The organism is Agromyces mangrovi (assembly GCF_030296695.1).
Lineage (GTDB): Bacteria > Actinomycetota > Actinomycetes > Actinomycetales > Microbacteriaceae > Agromyces > Agromyces mangrovi.
Genome location: NZ_AP027737.1, coordinates 3,584,767 through 3,604,277, shown reverse-complemented (window position 1 = coordinate 3,604,277; position 19,511 = coordinate 3,584,767). Strand labels below are relative to the sequence as shown.

The 19,511-nt window shown below is 71.5% G+C and carries 15 protein-coding genes and 2 pseudogenes; 14 read left to right on the top strand and 3 right to left on the bottom strand.

The window, feature by feature from the left end; translation table 11 throughout:
* The first annotated feature begins 31 nt into the window (after window positions 1-31).
* The 3 genes and pseudogenes from secD to QUE38_RS17220 all read left to right on the top strand — a co-directional run bounded on the left by secD (window position 32) and on the right by QUE38_RS17220 (window position 5,126).
* Window positions 32-1,771 (top strand): protein translocase subunit SecD, encoded by a 1,740-nt coding sequence (gene secD, locus QUE38_RS17230; protein WP_286309555.1) that lies wholly within the window; start codon window positions 32-34, stop codon window positions 1,769-1,771.
* Window positions 1,771-2,787 carry a protein translocase subunit SecF gene (secF, locus tag QUE38_RS17225; RefSeq protein WP_286309553.1) on the top strand — a complete coding sequence of 339 codons (1,017 nt, stop codon included), beginning with the start codon at window positions 1,771-1,773 and terminating at the stop codon, window positions 2,785-2,787. The genes secD and secF overlap by 1 nt, the downstream gene beginning before the upstream one ends.
* Window positions 2,788-2,865: 78 nt before the next feature.
* Window positions 2,866-5,126 (top strand): annotated as a pseudogene (locus QUE38_RS17220) (RelA/SpoT family protein).
* Here the strand turns inward: QUE38_RS17220 and QUE38_RS17215 are convergent.
* From QUE38_RS17215 to QUE38_RS17205, 3 genes are all read right to left on the bottom strand, one after another.
* Complete coding sequence (locus QUE38_RS17215) at window positions 5,105-5,689, bottom strand: hypothetical protein (RefSeq protein WP_286309552.1); 585 nt, start codon at window positions 5,687-5,689, stop codon at window positions 5,105-5,107. The pseudogene QUE38_RS17220 and the gene QUE38_RS17215 overlap by 22 nt on opposite strands.
* A 97-nt stretch (window positions 5,690-5,786) precedes the next feature.
* Window positions 5,787-7,019 (bottom strand): DUF349 domain-containing protein, encoded by a 1,233-nt coding sequence (locus QUE38_RS17210; RefSeq protein WP_286309551.1) that lies wholly within the window; start codon window positions 7,017-7,019, stop codon window positions 5,787-5,789.
* Between the two features lie 87 nt (window positions 7,020-7,106).
* Entirely contained in the window at window positions 7,107-7,901 is a 795-nt protein-coding gene (locus QUE38_RS17205) for a peptidylprolyl isomerase (protein WP_286309550.1), read from the bottom strand.
* Window positions 7,902-8,162: 261 nt separating this feature from the next.
* Between QUE38_RS17205 and QUE38_RS17200 the strand changes: the two genes are divergently transcribed.
* The 11 genes and pseudogenes from QUE38_RS17200 to QUE38_RS17150 all read left to right on the top strand — a co-directional run bounded on the left by QUE38_RS17200 (window position 8,163) and on the right by QUE38_RS17150 (window position 19,432).
* Entirely contained in the window at window positions 8,163-9,425 is a 1,263-nt protein-coding gene (locus QUE38_RS17200) for a replication-associated recombination protein A (RefSeq protein WP_433996927.1), read from the top strand.
* Between the two features lie 202 nt (window positions 9,426-9,627).
* Complete coding sequence (gene rpsD, locus QUE38_RS17195; protein WP_281886458.1) at window positions 9,628-10,257, top strand: 30S ribosomal protein S4; 630 nt, start codon at window positions 9,628-9,630, stop codon at window positions 10,255-10,257.
* A 167-nt stretch (window positions 10,258-10,424) separates the two neighbouring features.
* On the top strand, window positions 10,425-10,709 hold the full coding sequence (locus QUE38_RS17190; protein ID WP_286309548.1) for a hypothetical protein: 285 nt from the start codon (window positions 10,425-10,427) through the stop codon (window positions 10,707-10,709).
* Window positions 10,710-10,770: 61 nt separating this feature from the next.
* Window positions 10,771-13,425 carry an alanine--tRNA ligase gene (gene alaS / locus QUE38_RS17185; protein ID WP_286309547.1) on the top strand — a complete coding sequence of 885 codons (2,655 nt, stop codon included), beginning with the start codon at window positions 10,771-10,773 and terminating at the stop codon, window positions 13,423-13,425.
* Window positions 13,426-13,427: 2 nt separating this feature from the next.
* Window positions 13,428-13,897, top strand: a pseudogene (ruvX, locus tag QUE38_RS17180) (Holliday junction resolvase RuvX).
* Between the two features lie 4 nt (window positions 13,898-13,901).
* Window positions 13,902-15,305, top strand: a complete 1,404-nt coding sequence (gene mltG / locus QUE38_RS17175) for an endolytic transglycosylase MltG (RefSeq protein ID WP_286309546.1) — start codon at window positions 13,902-13,904, stop codon at window positions 15,303-15,305.
* Complete coding sequence (locus tag QUE38_RS17170) at window positions 15,298-16,152, top strand: shikimate dehydrogenase (protein WP_286309545.1); 855 nt, start codon at window positions 15,298-15,300, stop codon at window positions 16,150-16,152. The genes mltG and QUE38_RS17170 overlap by 8 nt, the downstream gene beginning before the upstream one ends.
* Window positions 16,153-16,157: 5 nt before the next feature.
* Window positions 16,158-17,378, top strand: coding sequence for a chorismate synthase (aroC, locus tag QUE38_RS17165; RefSeq protein WP_286309544.1), 1,221 nt, complete (start codon window positions 16,158-16,160; stop codon window positions 17,376-17,378).
* Window positions 17,371-17,886, top strand: a complete 516-nt coding sequence (locus QUE38_RS17160) for a shikimate kinase (RefSeq protein ID WP_286309543.1) — start codon at window positions 17,371-17,373, stop codon at window positions 17,884-17,886. The genes aroC and QUE38_RS17160 overlap by 8 nt, the downstream gene beginning before the upstream one ends.
* Window positions 17,883-18,968: a 3-dehydroquinate synthase gene (gene aroB, locus QUE38_RS17155; protein WP_286309542.1), complete on the top strand. Its 1,086-nt coding sequence runs from the start codon at window positions 17,883-17,885 to the stop codon at window positions 18,966-18,968. The genes QUE38_RS17160 and aroB overlap by 4 nt, the downstream gene beginning before the upstream one ends.
* A 23-nt stretch (window positions 18,969-18,991) precedes the next feature.
* Entirely contained in the window at window positions 18,992-19,432 is a 441-nt protein-coding gene (locus QUE38_RS17150; RefSeq protein ID WP_286309541.1) for a type II 3-dehydroquinate dehydratase, read from the top strand.
* Window positions 19,433-19,511 lie beyond the last annotated feature (79 nt).

Genomic DNA, 19,511 nt, shown 5'->3' with positions numbered 1-19,511 from the left:
GCGACGCGAACGTGCAGAGAAAGCGGAATTCGTGGCTGCACCCTCCAAGCGGTCGTCCCGGCCGACCAGCGTCCGGAAGGCCTGGCGCTCCCTCAGCTGGCTCGGCGCACTGATCGTCGCGCTCATCGCGATCAACACCGCCGGCGTCCTCTGGGCCGGCGGCTCGTGGACCCCCAAGCTCGCGCTCGACCTCGAGGGCGGCACGCAGATCATCCTCGAGCCCGAGCTCGCCGAGGGGCAGACCGTCTCGGGCGAACAGCTCGACCAGGCGGTCTCGATCCTCCGCCAGCGCGTGGACGCGTCGGGCGTCTCCGAGGCCGAGATCACGACGCAGGGCGACCGCAACATCGTCGTCGCGATCCCGGGCGAGCTCGACGACGAGACCCGCCAGCGCATCGAGTCGTCGGCGAAGCTCGAGCTGCGCCCGGTGATCCTCGCCGACGTCGCCTCGACCGAGTCGGTCGAGCCGACCGACGAGGCCGACGAGGAGGCCACGGACGACGCGGAGGCGACCGAGACGCCCGAGCCGACCGACGCGAGCGACCCCGCCTGGGTCACCGACGAGCTGCAGGCCGAGTACGACTCGTTCGACTGCGCCTCGATCGACGAGGCCGAGGCGAACCGCCACCCGGCGGACGAACCGCTCGTCACGTGCGACACCACGAACACGTTCAAGTACCTGCTCGGCCCGGTCGAGGTGAGCGGCGAGAACATCGTCGACGCCACCAACGGCATGGTCCAGAGCTCCACCGGCGTCTCGACCGGCACCTGGGCCGTCAACCTGCGCTTCGACGAGCAGGGCACCGAGGACTTCGCCGAGGTGAGCACGCGCCTGTTCGGCCTCGAGTCGCCGCGCAACCAGTTCGCGTTCGTGCTCGACGGCCGCATCATCTCGGCTCCGAGCATGAACGGCATCATCACCGACGGGCGCCCGCAGATCACGGGCAGCTTCACGCAGGAGTCGTCGAAGGCACTGGCCGACCAGCTGAAGTTCGGCGCGCTGCCGATCAGCTTCACGGTGCAGAGCTCCGACACGATCTCGGCGACGCTCGGTTCGTCCCAGCTGCAGAGCGGCCTGATCGCCGGCCTGATCGGCCTGATCCTGGTCGTGATCTACACGCTGTTCCAATACCGGGCGCTCGCGTCGGTGACGATCGCGTCACTCGTCGTGGCCGGTGTCATCACGTACCTCTCGATCACGATCCTGTCCTGGTACCAGGGCTACCGGCTCTCGCTCGCGGGCGTCGCCGCGCTCATCGTGGCGATCGGCTTCACGGCGGACTCGTTCATCGTGTACTTCGAACGCGTCCGCGACGAGTTGCGCGACGGGCGCGCCCTCGTCGGCGCCGTCGAGGCCGGCTGGAAGCGGGCGCTCCGCACGGTCATCGCGTCGAAGGCCGTCAACCTGCTCGCCGCGATCGTGCTGTTCATCTTCGCGGTCGGCAGCGTGCGCGGGTTCGCGTTCACCCTCGGTCTCACGACGATCATCGACGTGATCGTGGTGATCCTGTTCACCCACCCGATGCTGCAGCTGCTCGCGCAGACCCGGTTCTTCTCGAGCGGCCACTCGTGGTCGGGCCTCGACCCGACGGCGCTCGGTGCCGTCTACCGCGGCCGTGCCGAGTTCCGGAAGCCCGCCGCCAACGTGACCAAGACCAAGGTCGCATCGAGCACGCGCGAGGCGCAGCGCCGGCAGACGATCGCCGAGCGCAAGGCGGCCGAGCTCGCCGCCGTCGGCGACACGCCCTCGAACGAGGGGAAGGACTCCTGATGGCCAGTCGGCTCACCACCTTCGGCAACGACCTCTACACGGGGAAGCGCTCGTTCAACTTCGTCGGCGGTCGCCGCAAGTGGTACGCGATCGCGGCGGTGCTGATCATCCTCTCGGTGCTCGTGCCCGTCTTCCGCGGCTTCAACTTCGGCATCGAGTTCCGCGGCGGTTCGCAGTTCCTCATCTCGAACGTGGCCGAGGCCACGCAGCAGCCCGCGATCGACGCGGTGGCGTCGGTCGTCCCCGACGCCGTCGCCCGTGTGACGATCGTCGGCGACGACGGCGTGCGCGTGCAGACCGACCAGCTCGAGGCCGCCGAGACCCGCGAGGTCACCACGGCCCTCGCCGAGGCGTACGACGTGCCCGAGTCGGAGATCACGTCGTCGTTCGTCGGCGCGAGCTGGGGCGAGGACGTCACGCGCCAGGCCATCATCGGACTCATCGCGTTCCTGTTGTTCGCGGCGATCTTCATGGCGCTGTACTTCCGCACCTGGAAGATGTCGGCGGCGGCCATCCTGTCGCTCTTCGCCGACCTGGTGGTGACGGCGGGCATCTACGCGGCCAGCGGGTTCGAAGTGTCGCCGGCCGCCATGATCGGCCTGCTCACGATCCTCAGCTACTCGCTCTACGACACGGTCGTGGTGTTCGACAAGATCCGCGAGAACACCTCCTGGGAGGGCGACGAGTCCCGGCGCACGTTCCCGGAGTCCGTCAACCTCGCGGTCAACCAGACCCTCGTCCGCTCGATCAACACGAGCGTGGTGGCGGCGCTGCCGGTCGCGGCGATCCTCTTCATCGGCGCGTTCGTGCTCGGTGCGGACACGCTGCGCGACATCTCCCTCGCCCTGCTCATCGGCATCCTCGTCGGCACCTGGTCGACTGTGTTCATCGCGGCGCCCATGTACTCGCAGTTCCGCGAGGGCGAGCCGGCGATCAAGCGCCACGACGAGCGCGTCCTGAAGGAGCGCGGCCAGGCGACCGGCTCGCAGGAGGAGCCCGCGGCGGTGGGTTCCTGACCGGCGCCCGCGCCCGTCGCGCGCCCGCGTTCGTCGTCGCCGCGCCGCAGCGGTGATAATGAAGGCGGAGGTGGTGCGATGGTGAGCGAGTCACCCGTCGCGACGGGCAACCCGTCGCTGCGCCGCCTCGTGCCGCGCATCTTCTCGAAGGCGCAGCCCTCGGGGGCGGTCGACACGCTGCTGCGCACGGTGCGGATGCACCACCCGAAGGCCGACCTGGCCGTGATCGAACGCGCTCACGCGATCGCGGAGCGCGCGCACGACGGCCAGAAGCGCAAGAGCGGCGAGCCGTACATCACGCACCCGATCGCGGTGGCGCAGATCCTCGCCGACCTCGGCATCGGCTCGAAGACGGTGGCCGCAGCCCTGCTGCACGACACCGTCGAGGACACCGAGTACCGCCTCGACGAGCTGCGCGACGACTTCGGCGACGAGATCGCCATGCTCGTCGACGGCGTGACCAAGCTGGACAAGGTCAAGTACGGCGACTCGACGCAGGCCGAGACCGTCCGCAAGATGATCGTCGCGATGTCGAAGGACATCCGCGTGCTCATCATCAAGCTGGCCGATCGCCTGCACAACGCGCGCACGTGGGGCTTCGTGCCAGCGGCATCCGCCACCCGCAAGGCCACCGAGACGCTCGAGATCTACGCGCCGCTTGCACATCGGCTCGGCATCCAGACCATCAAGTGGGAGCTCGAGGACCTGAGCTTCGCCGTGCTCTACCCGAAGCTGTACGCCGAGATCGAGAGCCTCGTGCGGCAGCGCACCCGCAGCGCGAGGAGTTCGTCCAGACCGTCATCGACCTGGTCAACGACGACCTGAAGGCGGCGCGCATCCGCGGCAAGGTGGTCGGCCGGCCGAAGCAGTACTACTCGATCTACCAGAAGATGATCGTGCGCGGGCGCGAGTTCGACGAGATCTACGACCTCGTGGGCATCCGGGTGCTCGTGAACTCGGTGCGCGACTGCTACGCCGTGCTCGGCGCCATCCACGCGCGCTGGACGCCGCTGCCGGGCCGGTTCAAGGACTACATCGCGACGCCCAAGTTCAACCTGTACCAGTCGCTGCACACGACCGTGATCGGCCCCAAGGGCCGCGCGGTCGAGATCCAGATCCGCACCCACGAGATGCACCAGCGCGCCGAGTACGGCGTGGCCGCGCACTGGAAGTACAAGGAGCAGGTCAACGGCAAGGCGACCGACCAGAAGGCGGTCGGCGACGCCGACATGGCGTGGCTCGCGCACATCTCGGACTGGCAGGCGGAGACCGCCGACCCGGGCGAATTCCTCGACTCGCTGCGCTACGAGATCGGCGCGAAGGAGGTCTACGTCTTCACGCCGAAGGGCCGGGTGATCGGTCTCCCGGCCGGCGCGACCCCGATCGACTTCGCCTACGCCGTGCACACCGAGGTCGGGCACCGCACGATGGGCGCCAAGGTCAACGGCCGGCTCGTGCCACTCGAGACGCAGCTCACGAGCGGCGACGTGGTCGAGGTCTTCACGTCGAAGAACCCGGACTCCGGCCCCAGCCAGGACTGGCTGAACTTCGTGAAGTCGCCCCGCGCGCGCAACAAGATCCGCCAGTGGTTCACGAAGGAGCGCCGCGACGAGGCGATCGAGCAGGGGCGCGACTCGATCGCGCGGGCGATGCGCAAGCAGAACCTGCCGCTGCAGAAGCTCATGGGCCAGGACTCGTTCGCCGAGGTCGCCGCCCAGTTGCGCTACGACGACGTCAGCGCGCTCTACGCGGCCGTGGGCGAGGGGCACATCTCGACCCAGTCGGTGCTCGAGAAGGTCATCTCCCTCGTGCGCGACGAGGACGAGGACGAGACCCCAGACGTCCCGCTCGCGAACATGCCTCGCCCGTCGTCGGTGTCGCGCACGTCCGACTCGGGCGTGCTCGTGCGCGGTGCGCCCGACATCCTCGTCAAGCTCGCGCGCTGCTGCACGCCCGTGCCCGGCGACGAGATCGTCGGCTTCATCACGCGCGGCTCCGGCGTCTCGGTGCACCAGGCATCGTGCCACAACGTGCAGGGCCTGCTGCGCGAGCCCGAGCGCATGATCGACGTCGAGTGGGCGCCGAGCTCGAAGGGCGTCTTCCTGGTGCAGATCCAGATCGAGGCGCTCGACCGCGGCGGCCTGCTCTCCGACGTCACGCGCGTGCTCAGCGAGCACCACGTGAACATCCTGTCGGCCACCGTCTCCACGTCGTCCGATCGCCTCGCGATCAGCAAGTTCGTCTTCGAGATGGGCGATACGACCCACCTCGACCGCGTGCTGAACGCGGTGCGTCGCATCGACGCGGTCTACGACGTCTACCGCGTGAGCGACGGCTGAGGCGACACCGCTTCGTCGGCGCGCTCGAGGGCCTCGGCCACGCGGGCCAGCACGATCCGCTTGCCGGGCAGCCGGCGTCGGGCGTCGACCCGTGCGCGGAACTCGGCGAGCCCGATCCCGGCGTCGGCGAGCAACCGGACCGCGGCGGCACGATGCGCGGGGAGGTCGGGCGCCGAGCGCAGGAGGTCGAAGGCCGTGCGCTCGGGGGTCGTGGCCGACGCCGGGCCCCACCGCACGACCTCGGCCTCGTCGAGCTGCAGTTCGCTCAACTCGCAGCGCACGGCCGGGTCGTTGCCGCGTCGCGCCCCGATCCGCACGCACACCTGCGGCACCGGGGGAGCGGCCGGGATCGCACCGTGCACCCACGCCGCGGTCATCCGTGCGGCGATGACGTCGCGGCCCACGGCCAGGCGCACCGAGCGCGCACGCTGCTCGGGGCGGTCGGGCTCGTCGATGGGCGCCCAGCCCGCCGGCAGCGCCATCACCTCGCCGTCGATGCGCAGGGCGCACAGCTCCGCGAGCGGGAGGTCGTCGGCGGACAGCAGGGAGGGGAGCCGGCTCATGCCCTCATCGTGGCGCGCCGGCACGCTCGCGGCTCGGTCGGTCGCCCGCCTGTGGAGAGTCGACCGGTGACGCGCCTGTGGAGGAGCCGGCGCGCGGTCAGCCCGAGATGGCCTTGAGCCACGCCTTCCGGGCCGAGAGCGCCTCCTCGGCCTCCGTGACCGCCTTCTTGTCCTTCCGCGAGCGCGCGTCCTCGAGGTCCGCCTCGAGCTGCTCGATGGCCTCCTCGAGCTGACCGGCGAGTCCCTCGGAACGCGCCTTCTTCTCGGGGTCCTCGCGCTCCCAGCGCTCGTCCTCGAGCGCGCGCACGGCGTTCTCGATCTTCCGCAGCCGGTCCTCGACCGTGCGCAGCTGCGCACGGGGCACCTTGCCGATGTCGTCCCAGCGGCGCTGCAGGTCGGTGAGGGTCGCGCGCGCCTTCGCGGCATCCGTCGCCTTCAGCAGCGGCTCGGCCTCGTCGAGCAGCGCGAGCTTCGCGGTGAGGTTCTGCTCGAACTCGGCGTTCTCGGCCGCATCGACCTCGGCCTTCGCCTGGAAGAGCACGTCGCCCGCGGTCTTGAACCGGGCCCAGAGCGCGTCGTCCTGCTTCTTGCCCGCGCGGCCGGCGCGCTTCCACTCGTCGAGCAGGTTGCGGTACTCGGGGATGCCGTCGGCGCCCCGTGGCGCGAGCTGCTCCGCGCGCTCGATCAGCCGCTGCTTCGCGGCGCGCACCTCGCGGTGCGAGGCGTCGAGTTCGGCGAAGAACGCCTTGCGGTGGGTCTCCACGGTGGACCGGGCGGTGCGGAACCGCTTCCAGAGCTCGTTGGCCTGCCCCTTGGGGAGCCGAGGCCCCTCCTGCTGGTGCTGCTGCCAGCGTGCGAAGAGCGAGTCGAGTGTCGCGGTCGCCTGCTTCCACTGCGTCTTGGCGGGGTCGGCGGCGGCGAGGGCCTCGGCCTCCTCGACGATCGCGGTGCGCTCGGCGATGGCCGCCTCGAGTGCCTCGGCGGCCTCGGCCTTCTGCTGCTCGGTCTGCTCGCCGACGGTGCCCGACAGGGCCTCCAGCCGGCTGCGCAGCGATGCGAGGTCGCCGACCGCGTTCGCCTCGGCGACGGTCTCCTGAAGGTGGGCGACGGCCTTCGCGACGTCGGCGGCGGACGCGCCGGCGCGCGAGCGCTGCTCGAGCAGGGTCACCTGCCCCGCGAGGTCGGAGTACTTGCGCTCGAAGTAGGCGAGCGCCTCCTCGGGGGTGCCGTCGGGGTACTGGCCGACGGCGCGCTCGCCGTCACCGTCCGTGACGTACACGGTGCCGGTCTCGTCGACGCGACCCCACTGCTGCTGATCTGATTGAGACACGGCCTCACCTTGTCGGAACTCCCGGCGCCGCAGGAGCGGCGACGCCGGCATCCAGCCTATTGCACCGCCACGGCGCGGTTTTCGACGTTACTCGATCGTGAACGCGGTGATCGTCGTCGGCACCGCCGGGGCGCCGTCGGTCGCCCCGCCCTCGGCGCCCGCGTCGGTGACGGACGCCCGCAGGTCGTCGAGCCCGTCGGTCACCCGGCCGATGACGGTGTACCCGCCGGCCTCGTCGGGGGTGAGCGTCGTGTCCTCGTAGACGATGAAGAACTGGCTGCCGTGGCTGTACCCGTCGAACGACTGCCGCGCCATGGCGATGGTGCCCGCGGGGTAGAGGCCGTCCTCGGGGTCGTTCTCGATCGGCCCGTAGCTGTAGCCGGGCCCGCCCGTGCCGTCGCCGACGGGGTCGCCGCACTGGAGCACCCAGATGGTTCCGGCGGTGAGCCGGTGGCAGGAGAGGCCGTCGTAGAAGCCGGACTGGATGAGCGAGACCTCGGATGCCACGGCCTGGGGCGCCGCCGCGCCGTCGAGCTCGACCGCGAGCTCCACGTCGTCGTTCAGCTCGAGCACGCCCGTCCAGGTGCGACCCTCGGCGAGGTCGGGCGAGGGCACGTCGCCGACGTTCTCGCCCTCGGCTGCGGTCTCGGTCGGCGCGTCGGTGGCCTCGGCGGCGTCGGCCTCGACCGGTGCGCCCGGACCGACGGAGAAGTACGCGATCTGCGCGACGGTCGCGAGCACCAGGACCACGACGAGCGCGGCGCCCGCGATCCAGTTGTCGCGCACGCGGCGTCGTTCCTTGTGCTCGTGCACGTGGCGCCGTGCGCGATAGGCGCGGAGGCGCTCCCGCTCGACGCGTTCCTGCGTGTTCTTCGCTGCCACGGCGCTCCTCGTGCTCGACGGTCCGGATGCACTCTAGGCGAGGCATCCGCACGTGGCCAAGCGGGCCGGGCCCCGCGTCGGCGGCCGCCGTTACGCTGGTCGCATGGTCGAGTCCGCCCCGGGGCTGCGCTCCGGCGCGACGCCCCTCGCCGTGCGCATGCGTCCGACGAGCCTCGACGAGGTCGCCGGCCAGCGGCACCTGCTGACCCCGGTTCGCCGCTCGTCGCGCTCGCGGACGACGCCTCCGGGCGATCGGGATCGGTGTCGGTCATCCTGTGGGGCCCGCCCGGCACCGGCAAGACGACGCTCGCCCAGGCGATCGCGCGCTCCTCGGGCCGGCGGTTCGTGGAGCTCTCCGCCGTGTCGGCGGGCGTGAAGGACGTGCGGCAGGTGATGGAGGAGGCGCGCTCCAGCCGCGACCTGTACGGCGTCTCGACCGTGCTCTTCCTCGACGAGATCCACCGCTTCACGAAGGCGCAGCAGGACGCGCTGCTGCCGGGGGTCGAGAACGGCTGGGTCATCCTGGTGGCGGCGACCACCGAGAATCCGTCGTTCTCCGTGGTCTCCCCGCTGCTGTCGCGCTCGCTGCTGCTGACCCTCGAGCCGCTCGACGACGACGACCTCGGCGTGCTCGTCGACCGCGCGGTGGTCGACCCGCGCGGGCTCGCCGACCGCATCGTGCTCGACCCCGAGGCGCGCGCTGCGCTCATCCGTCTCGCGTCGGGCGACGCCAGACGCGCACTGACGGCGCTCGAGGCCGCATCTGTCACGGCTGCGAGCGAGCGCGCGGCGGAGGCATCCGTCGCCGATGACGACGACGAAGACGAGGACGAGGGCGAGACGGATGCCCCCGAGTCGACCGGCCCCGACGAGGACGCCCCGGAGGCCCGACCGGTCATCACCGCCGAACTCGTTGCACGCGCCGTCGACCGCGCGCTGCTGCGCTACGACCGCAACGGCGACGAGCACTACGACGTGATCAGCGCGTTCATCAAGTCGGTGCGCGGGTCCGACGTCGACGCCGCGCTGCACTACCTCGCGCGCATGATCGAGGCGGGGGAGGACCCGCGCTTCATCGCACGGCGGATCATCGTGCTCGCCTCGGAGGACATCGGCATGGCCGACCCGCAGGCGCTCCAGGTCGCGGTCGCCGCAGCCGACGCCGTGCAGTACATCGGCATGCCCGAGGGGCGCATCCCGCTGGCGCAGGCGGTCGTGCACCTGGCCACCGCGCCGAAGTCGAACGCGGCCTACCTCGGCATCGACCGGGCGATCGCCGACGTGCGCGCCGGGCACGCCGGCCCGGTGCCGAAGCACCTGCGCGACGCGCACTATCCGGGAGCGAAGCGCCTCGGCCACGGGAAGGGGTACCGGTACCCGCACGACGAGCAGGCCGGCGTCGTGCGCCAGGACTACCTGCCCGAGGGGCTCGAGCGCGCCCGCTACTACGTGCCCGGCGACCACGGCAACGAGCGCGAGATCGCCGCGCGCCTCGAGCGCCTGCTGAAGATCGTCCGGGGATGACGGGCCCGGTGCAGGCGGGGCATCCGCTTCGTGCTACCATCGATGCGGCCTGAAGCCAGGTCTCAGCGAGCGGCTGCGCGGAGATCCACGGCGAACGGATGCGACCTGTAGCCGGTCGCCCCCAGGCGAATCCCTCATACTTCCCTCCCGTGCGTCGCGCCCGGGAGTCCAACACGTACGAGCATCCCTCCGAAAGGAACCCGTGTCCACCACGTCACGCACCCGCAGCAAGACCCGCCTCTCGCGCGCCCTCGGCATCCCGCTGACCCCCAAGGCCGCGCGCCACATGGAGAAGCGCCCCTACGCACCGGGCGAGCACGGCCGCACCAAGCGCAAGGCCGACTCCGACTACGCCATCCGCCTCCGCGAGAAGCAGCGCCTCCGGGCCCAGTACGGCATCCGCGAGAAGCAGCTCCGCATCGCCTACAACGAGGCGAAGCGCACCGAGGGCGCCACCGGTGAGAACCTCGTCGAGCTCCTCGAGATGCGCCTCGACGCACTCGTGCTGCGCGCCGGCTTCGCCCGCACCATGGCGCAGGCCCGCCAGTTCGTCGTGCACCGCCACATCCTCGTCGACGGCAAGCTCGTCGACCGCCCCTCGTTCCGCGTGAAGCCGGGCCAGACCATCGGCGTCAAGACCCGCTCCGAGGGCACCGAGCCCTTCCAGGTCGCGGCCGCCGGCGGTCACGTCGACGTGCTCCCCAAGACCCCGGGCTACCTCGAGGTCGAGCTCGACAAGCTGCAGGCGAAGCTCGTGCGTCGCCCGAAGCGCGCCGAGGTCCCCGTGACCTGCGAGGTTCAGCTGGTCGTCGAGTACTACGCGGCTCGCTGACCGACGCGTCTCCCGAAGGGGTCGTGGCCTGCGCCACGGCCCCCTTCGTCGTCTCCGTAACCCATCGAACGCGGGTGTGCAACCCGGTCGGCACGCGGATCGACGCCACTAGACTGGTCGTCGGCGCGCCGCGTCGCAGGCACACGAGCAGCAGTGAAGGAGACACTATGAAGAGCATCCTCTGGTTCACCGTCGGCGTCGCGGCCGGCTTCGTCGCCGCGCACCAGGTCAACAAGACCCAGCAGGGCCAGGAGTTCTTCGCCACCGTCGATGCACGGGCGAAGGAGTTCGGCAAGGCCGTCGCGGACGGATACCACGCTCGCGAGTCCGAGCTGCGCGCGATGGTCGACGACGTCATGTCGAACGCCAAGGACGCCGCGGACGACGTCGCCGAGCAGGTCGCGGATGCGGCCGAGGATGTCGCCGAGGCCGCGAAGGACGCCAAGTCCTAGGCGAGCGCCGCCGCACCATCACGCCCGCGCGAGCGGGTGACGCACACCCCTGAACGGAACCATGCAGACTGCCGACATCCGCCAGCGCTGGCTGGACTTCTTCGCCCAGCGCGGCCACACCGTCGTCCCCTCCGCCTCCCTGGTGAGCGACGATCCGACCCTGATGTTCACGGTCGCCGGCATGGTGCCGTTCGTCCCGTACCTGACCGGCGTCGTGCCGGCACCGTACCCGCGGGCCACGAGCGTGCAGAAGTGCATCCGCACGAACGACATCGAGGAGGTCGGGCGCACGCCGCGCCACGGCACCTTCTTCCAGATGAACGGCAACTTCTCGTTCGGCGACTACTTCAAGGAAGGCGCGATCGGGTACGCCTGGGAGCTGCTGACCGCATCGGAGTCCGACGGCGGCTACGGGTTCGACGAGCGCGACCTGTGGGTCACGGTCTACAAGGACGACGACGAGGCCATCGAGCTCTGGAAGCGGATCGCCGGGCTGCCCGACGACCGCATCCAGCGCCTCGACAAGGACACGAACTACTGGTCCACCGGCCAGCCCGGCCCGGCGGGTCCGTGCTCGGAGATCTTCTTCGACCGCGGACCCGCGTACGGCGTCGACGGCGGCCCGGCCACCGACGACGACCGGTACGTGGAGATCTGGAACCTCGTCTTCATGCAGTACCTCATCGAGGACGTGCGGTCGAAGACCGACTTCCGCATCGTCGGCGAGCTGCCGAAGAAGAACATCGACACGGGCATGGGCCTCGAGCGCGTCGCGTTCCTCAAGCAGGGCGTCGACAACATGTACGAGATCGACCAGGTGCGCCCGGTGCTCGACGCCGCGGCGGAGCTGTCGGGCCGGCGCTACGGCGCCGACCACGAGGACGACGTGCGCATGCGCGTGATCGCCGACCACGTGCGCTCGTCCCTCATGCTCATGAGCGACGGCGTCGCGCCGTCGAACGAGGGTCGCGGCTACATCCTGCGACGCCTGCTGCGGCGTTCGATCCGCGCGATGCGCCTGCTCGGCGTCGATGCGCCGACGTTCGGCACGCTGTTCGGCGCGTCGCGCGACGCCATGAAGGCCGCGTACCCCGAGGTCGAGCACGACTACGGGCAGATCTCGCAGCTCGCCCTCGGCGAGGAGGAGACGTTCCTGCGCACGCTCTCGGCGGGCACGTCGATCCTCGACCTCGCGGTCGGGTCGACCAAGGAGGCGGGGAGCACGGCGCTGCCGGGCGACACGGCCTTCCTGCTGCACGACACGTACGGCTTCCCGATCGAGCTCACGCTCGAGATGGCGGACGAGGCAGGCCTCTCGGTCGACCGGGACGCCTTCGACACGCTGATGGCCGAGCAGCGCTCGCGCGCCAAGGCCGATGCGAAGTCGAAGAAGAAGGCCCTGGCCGACCTGTCGGTGTACGCCGACCTGCGCGCCAAGGGCGAGACCGTGTTCACGGGCTACACCGACCTGACGACCGAGTCGTCGGTGCTCGGCCTGCTCGTGGACGGTCGGCCGGTGCCGGTCGCGTCCGCCGGGCAGACCGCGGAGGTCGTGCTCGCGGAGACGTCGCTCTACGCCGAGTCCGGCGGACAGGCCGCCGACCAGGGACTGATCGTCGGGGACGGCTTCGAGCTGAAGGTGCTCGACGTGCAGAAGCCCGTGAAGGGCCTCATCAGCCACACCGTGGAGGTCGTCAGCGGCCAGGTCGCGGCGGGAGACCGTGCGACCACGCTGGTCGACGAGTCGTACCGTCGCGGCGCGACGCAGGCGCACTCGGGCACGCACATCATCCACGCGGCGCTCCGACAGGTGCTCGGACCCAATGCGCACCAGTCGGGCTCGTTCAACAAGGCGGGCTACCTGCGCCTCGACTTCGGCTGGAACAGTGCGCTCTCGCCCGAGACGCGCAGCGAGATCGAGGAGATCTCGAACAACGCCGTGCGCGACAACCTCGAGGTCGTCACGCGCGAGATGCCGCTCGCCGAGGCCAAGGAGCTCGGCGCGATGGCGCTGTTCGGCGAGAAGTACGGCGACACCGTGCGCGTCGTCGACATCGGCGGCCCGTGGTCGCGCGAGCTCTGCGCCGGCACGCACGTGCGCACCAGCGCCGAGATCGGAATGATCAACCTGATCGGCGAGTCGTCGGTCGGTTCCACGAACCGACGCGTCGAGTCGCTCGTCGGCATCGACGCGTTCCGCCGGTTCGCGGCCGAGCGCGCGCTCGTCTCCGAGCTCACGAGCAACCTCAAGACTCCGCAGGACCAGCTGGTCGCACGGGTGGACGAGCTCGTGCAGTCGCTCAAGACCGCGGAGAAGCGCATCGCGCAGTACGAGGCGCGGGCGCTCGGCGACCGCATCCCGTCGATCGCCGAGAAGGTCGCGCGCGTGGGGGAGACCCGCCTCGTCGCGGAGGACCTCGGCGAGCTCGGCTCGGGCGACGACCTGCGCATGCTCGCGACGGGCGTGCGCGAGAGGCTCGGCACGGATGCCGCGGTCGTGGCGCTCACCGCGGTCGTGAAGTCCCGCCCGGTGGCGATCGTCGCCACGAATCCCGCGGCACGTGAGCAGGGCCACAAGGCGGGCGCGCTCGCCAAGCAGATGGCCGGCGTGCTCGGCGGTGGCGGCGGCGGCAAGGACGACCTCGCGCAGGGCGGCGGCCAGGACGCCTCGGCCATCCCCGCGGCGCTCGAGGCCGTGCGCCGGGCGATGGCGTGACCCTGCGCCCCGGAGTGCGGCTCGGCGTCGACGTCGGCAGGGCGCGAGTGGGCGTGGCACGCTGCGACCCGCACGCCATGCTGGCGACGCCGGTCGAGACCGTGGCGCGCGACGACGAGGGCGGCGCCGACGTGCGCCGCATCGTCGCGCTCGCGGACGAGCTCGAGGCGATCGAGATCGTCGTCGGGCACCCCTGTCGATGTCGGGCCGGGCGACGGCGTCGACCGACGACGCGGTGGCGTTCGCGGGGCGGTTGGCCGAGGCATCCGCCGCCCCCGTGCGCCTCGTCGACGAGCGTCTCTCGACGGTCTCCGCCCACTCGGCGCTGCGCAGCGCCGGGAAGCGCACGAAGCAGCACCGTCCGGTCGTCGATCAGGTCGCGGCCGTTATCATTCTGCAACATGCCCTCGACGCCGAGCGGAGTGCACCCACCCCGCCCGGAACGATCGTCGACCCGAACGAAGGACGCTGAACCCGTGTCATTCCCCCCGCCGAGCGATGGCCGTCGCGGCCGGTCGCAGCACGACGACGGGCTCGACTGGGACCACGTGCTCACCGGGCAGTCCGGCTCGGGGGCGGGTCGCGACGACGCCCGGCAGGCGCCGCCGCCCGCGCAGGCGTCCGAGGGAGCGCCGATGACGCGCCGGGAGATGCGCGAGGCGGAGGCCGCGGCGGCGGCCGCGCGCAGCCGGAAGGCGGCGAACTCGCGCCGCGCGGCCCGCGAGCAGTCGGCGGCCGAGCCGCGCACCGCGTCGCGACGCACCGTCACCGAGGAGCCCGGTCCGCTCGAGTTCGGCGACGACCACGAGACCGCGCCGCGCAGGCGCGGCGGCTGGGGCTGCCTCATCGTGCTGCTCGTGATCGTCGGCGTGCTGGTCGGCGGGTACTTCGCCGTGCAGGCGCCGCTCGCGGCGTTCATGGAGCGGTTCGAGCCCGCCCCCGACTACTCGGGCAGCGGCACCGGCGAACTGGTCTTCATGATCGAGGACGGCGACACCGGCGAGGACATCGCGCGCAACCTGCACGACCAGGGCGTGACGGCCTCGTTCGACGCCTTCTACGACCTGATCCTCGAGCAGAACCCCACGTTCTTCCCCGGCGCCTACCAGCTCGCGAGCGAGATGAGCGCGCAGTCCGCGCTCGACGCGCTGCTCGACGAGGGCAACCGGCTCGAGAACACCTTCGTCATCACCGAGGGGATGTGGGCGGAGAACGCCCTCGCCGCCGCCTCGCAGGGCACGGGCATCCCCGTCGACGAACTCCAGGCCGCCGCAGCCGACCCCGCCGCGCTCGGCCTGCCGTCGGAGGCGACCACCGTCGAGGGCTTCCTCTTCCCGGCGACGTACACCTTCGGGCCCGACGCGACGGCCGACGAGGTGATCCGCACGCTCGTGGACCGCCAGTTCCAGGCGCTCGACGAGGCGGGCGTGCCCGAGGAGGATCGCTGGGAGACGATCATCATCGCCTCCATGCTCGAGCGCGAGGCCGGCCTGCGCGAGGACTACTACAAGGTGTCGCGGGTCATCCAGAACCGCCTCTCCGACGCGTCGCCGACGAACGGGCTGCTCCAGTTCGACTCCACGGTGCATTACGGCATCGGCGAGGACGGCGTGATCACCACCACCGACGCCGAGCGCGCCGACGCCTCGAACCCGTACAACTCGTACGTGCACCCGGGCCTGCCGCCGGGCCCGATCGGCAACCCTGGCGACCTCGGCATCGACGCGGCGCTCAACCCTGCCGACGGCACCTGGGTGTACTTCGTGACCGTCAACCTCGACACGGGCGAGACCGTGTTCAGCACGACGCTCGCCGAGCACGAGGCCGCCGTGCAGGACTACCTCGCCTGGCTCGCCGACCACCCCGAGTACGGTGGCTGAGCTGCTCCGAGGCCGGCGGCTCGCGGTGCTCGGGTCGCCGATCGTGCACTCGAAGAGCCCCGTGCTGCACCGGGCCGCCTACGAGACGCTCGGCCTGGACTGGACGTACGAGGTCATCGAGATGACCGGGGACGGCATCGCGCCGTTCGTGCACGCGCTGCGCGAGCCGTGGCGGGGCCTCTCGCTCACGATGCCGCTGAAGCGCGACGTCATTCCCGCGCTCGACGAGATCGACCGCGTCGCGCGGCTCACCAATGCCGTGAACACGGTGCTGTGCGCCGACGACGGGCGCCGGCTGGGGTTCAACACGGATGTCGCGGGCATCGTGCGAGCGCTGCGCGAGCGCGGCGTCGACGACGTGGGGCGGGCCGCGCTCATCGGCGCGGGAGCGACTGCGACGTCGGCGCTCGTCGCCCTCGCCGAGCTCGGTGCCGATCGGGTGGACGTCTACGCGCGCACGCCGGCGAAGGCGGCCGGCCTGATCGCGCTCGGCGAGCAACTGGACGTGACGGTGCATCCGCTGCCCATCGCCGACCTCGCCGCAGCCGGTGCGGTTCCACTCGTCGTGAGCTCGCTGCCCGGCGGGGCCGCGCCCGGCGTCCAGGTCGCCGACGCGATCGTGGCCGGATCGACGCTGTTCGACGTGGTCTACGCCCCGTGGCCCACGGCCACCTCGACGCTGTGGTCGGTTGCCGCGCGGCCGGTGATCTCCGGACTGCCGATGCTGTTGCACCAGGCGATCGTGCAGGTGCGCATCTTCGCGCTGGGCGACCCCGACGCGGTGCTGCCCGACGAGGATGCCGTCCTGCACGCGATGCGTCATGCGCTCGGCGACATGGGAGGATAGTCCCCATGCTTCGTTGGCTCACCGCGGGGGAATCGCACGGCCCCGAACTCGTCGCCGTCCTCGAAGGCCTCCCGGCAGGGGTGCCGGTGCTCCTCGACGACATCCGCTCCGACCTCGCCCGCCGCAAGCTCGGCTACGGCCGGGGCGCGCGCATGAAGTTCGAACAGGACGAGCTCGCGATCTCGGGCGGCGTGCGCCACGGGCAGAGCCTCGGCAGCCCGATCGCCCTGCGGATCGGCAACACCGAGTGGCCGAAGTGGACCGAGGTCATGAGCCCCGAGCCCGTCGACCCCGAGAAGCTCTCGCGCGGGCGCGGCGCGCCGCTCACCCGCCCACGCCCGGGCCACGCCGACCTCGTCGGCATGCAGAAGTACGGGTTCGACGAGGCCCGACCCGTGCTCGAGCGGGCGAGCGCCCGCGAGACCGCGGCGCGCGTCGCCCTGGGCGCCGTGGCACGGTCGTTCCTGTCGGAGCTCGGCATCGAGCTGGTCGCGCACACCATCGCCATCGGCCCGGTGCGCGTGCCGGAGGGGCGCCCGCTGCCCCAGCCCGGCGACGTCGACGAGCTCGACGCCGACCCGCTGCGCTGCTTCGACGCCGAGACCTCCGAGCGCATGGTCGCCGAGGTCGACCTCGCGCACAAGGAGGGCGACACCCTCGGCGGCGTGGTGGAGGTGCTCGCCTACGGCGTGCCGCCCGGGCTCGGCTCGCACGTGCACTGGGATCGCCGGCTCGACTCGCAGCTCGCCGCGGCGCTCATGGGCATCCAGGCGATCAAGGGGGTCGAGGTCGGCGACGGCTTCCTCACCACGACCCGGCGCGGGTCGGAGGCGCACGACGAGCTCGACCTCGACGACGGGCTCATCTCGCGCGTGAGCGACCGCGCGGGCGGCACCGAGGGCGGCATGTCGACCGGCACCGTGCTGCGCGTGCGCGCCGGCATGAAGCCCATCGCCACCGTGCCGCGGGCGCTCCGCACCGTCGACGTCGCCTCCGGCGAGGCCGCCACCGCGCACCACCAGCGCTCCGACGTGTGCGCCGTGCCCGCCTCGGGCGTGGTGGCGGAGGCCATGGTCGCGCTCACCCTCGCGAACGCCGTGCTCGAGAAGTTCGGCGGCGACTCGGTCGTCGAGACCGCGCGCAACCTGCGCGGCTACCTCGACGCGATCCCCGAGCGGCTCGCGACCCGCGTGGCATCCGCCGCGACCGTCGACGCGGATGCCTGAGCGGCCGCTCCCGCTCGTGCTCATCGGCCCGATGGGCTCCGGCAAGACCAAGCTGGGCCGCCGCGTCGCCGCGCGCCTCGAGCTGCCCTTCATCGACACCGACGCCGACGTCGTCGCCGCGCACGGGCCGATCCACGAGATCTTCGCGTCCGAGGGTGAGGCGGCGTTCCGGGCGAAGGAGCGTGCCGCGGTGGCGGCGGCCCTGCGCGAGCGCGCGGTCGTCTCGCTCGGCGGCGGCGCGGTGCTCGACCTCGAGACGCAGGGCGACCTGGCCGGGGCATCCGTCGTGCTGCTCCACGTCGACGCCCGCACGGTGGCGGCCCGACTCGGCGCGGCGGGTGCCCGCCGACCGTTGCTCGACGGCGGCGGCATCGAGACCTGGACGCGCATCGCGGCCGAGCGGAAGCCGGTCTACGACGCGCTGGCCGATCTGGTCGTCGACACGAACCAGGGCACGGCCGCCCAACTGGCCGACCTGATCTGCGACTGGTGGAGGAACGACGCGTGACCGACGAGACGACGACGATCCGGGTCGGCGGGGCCGACGACGGCTACGACGTGCGGGTGGGCCGCGGCATCACCGCCGACGGCGTGGCCGAGGCGCTGGGCGGCGGGGTGTCGAAGGTGCTCATGGTGCATCCGCCCACCCTCGGTGCGAAGGCGGCGGCACTGCGCGAGGCGCTGCTCGGGCGGTACGAGGTGCTGCTCGCCGAGGTGCCCGATGCCGAGGCGGGCAAGCGTGTCGAGGTCGCGGCGTTCTGCTGGCAGGTCATGGGCCAGGCCGACTTCACCCGCAGCGACGCGGTGATCGGGTTCGGCGGGGGAGCGGTGACCGACCTCGCCGGGTTCGTTGCGGCCACCTGGCTGCGCGGCGTGCGGCTCGTGCAGGTGCCGACCACCGTGCTCGGCATGGTCGACGCGGCCGTCGGCGGCAAGACCGGCATCAACACCGCCGAGGGCAAGAACCTCGTCGGCGCCTTCTACGCGCCGTCCGCGGTGCTCTGCGACCTCGACCACCTCGACACGCTCTCGCAGAACGAGATCCTCGCGGGCTTCGCCGAGATCGTGAAGGCCGGATTCATCCGCTACCCCGAGATCCTCGACGTCATCGAGGCGGATGCCGCGGTGGCGACCGATCCCGCGACGCCGGAGTTCCGCAGGGTCGTCGAGCTCGCGATCACCATGAAGGCCGAGGTCGTCAGCGAGGACTTCACCGAGCAGGGCCTCCGGGAGATCCTCAACTACGGCCACACCCTCGGTCACGCCATCGAGCACGCCGAGCGTTACCAGTGGCGCCACGGCGCGGCGGTCGCGGTGGGCATGATGTTCGCCGCCGAGCTGTCGCGGCTGGCCGGCCGCCTCTCCGACGACGTCGTCGACCGGCACCGTCGGGTGCTCGACCTGCTGAACCTGCCGACCACCTACCCGGTCGGCCGCTGGAACACGCTCCTCGCGACCATGCAGCGCGACAAGAAGGCCCGCGGCGCGATGCTGCGCTTCATCGTCCTCGACGACCTCGCGAAGCCCACCGTGCTCCAGGCGCCCGAGCAGTCGCTGCTGTTCGCGGCGTACCAGGAGATCGGTTCGTGAGCCACGTCGATAGGCTGACGAACATGACGACGGTGCTGGTGCTGAACGGACCCAACCTCGGCCGGCTCGGCACGCGCGAGCCCGAGGTCTACGGGTCGGCGACGCTCGATGACATCCGCGCCGGCCTCGAGGCATCCGCCCCCGCCGGCATCGCGCTCGAGCTGCGGCAGACCGACCACGAGGGCGAGCTGATCGGCTGGCTGCACGAGGCGGTCGACCGCGGCTGCCCCGTGGTGCTGAACCCCGCCGCGTTCACGCACTACAGCTACGGCATGCGCGACGCGGCCGCGATGGTCTCGAAGGCCGGCCTGCCGCTCATCGAGGTGCACCTGTCGAACCCGCACACGCGTGAGGCGTTCCGTGGCTACAGCGTCGTCTCCGAGATCGCGACCGGCGTGATCGCCGGGTTCGGGCCCGACTCGTACCGCCTCGCCATCGACCAGATCGGCCGCCTGATCGGGTGATGCATTGGGCCGTTGCGCGCCCCGGCGTCTAGACTGCTCTGCGGGCCGCGGCCGATTCGGCGCGCCCGCGGACTTCTCT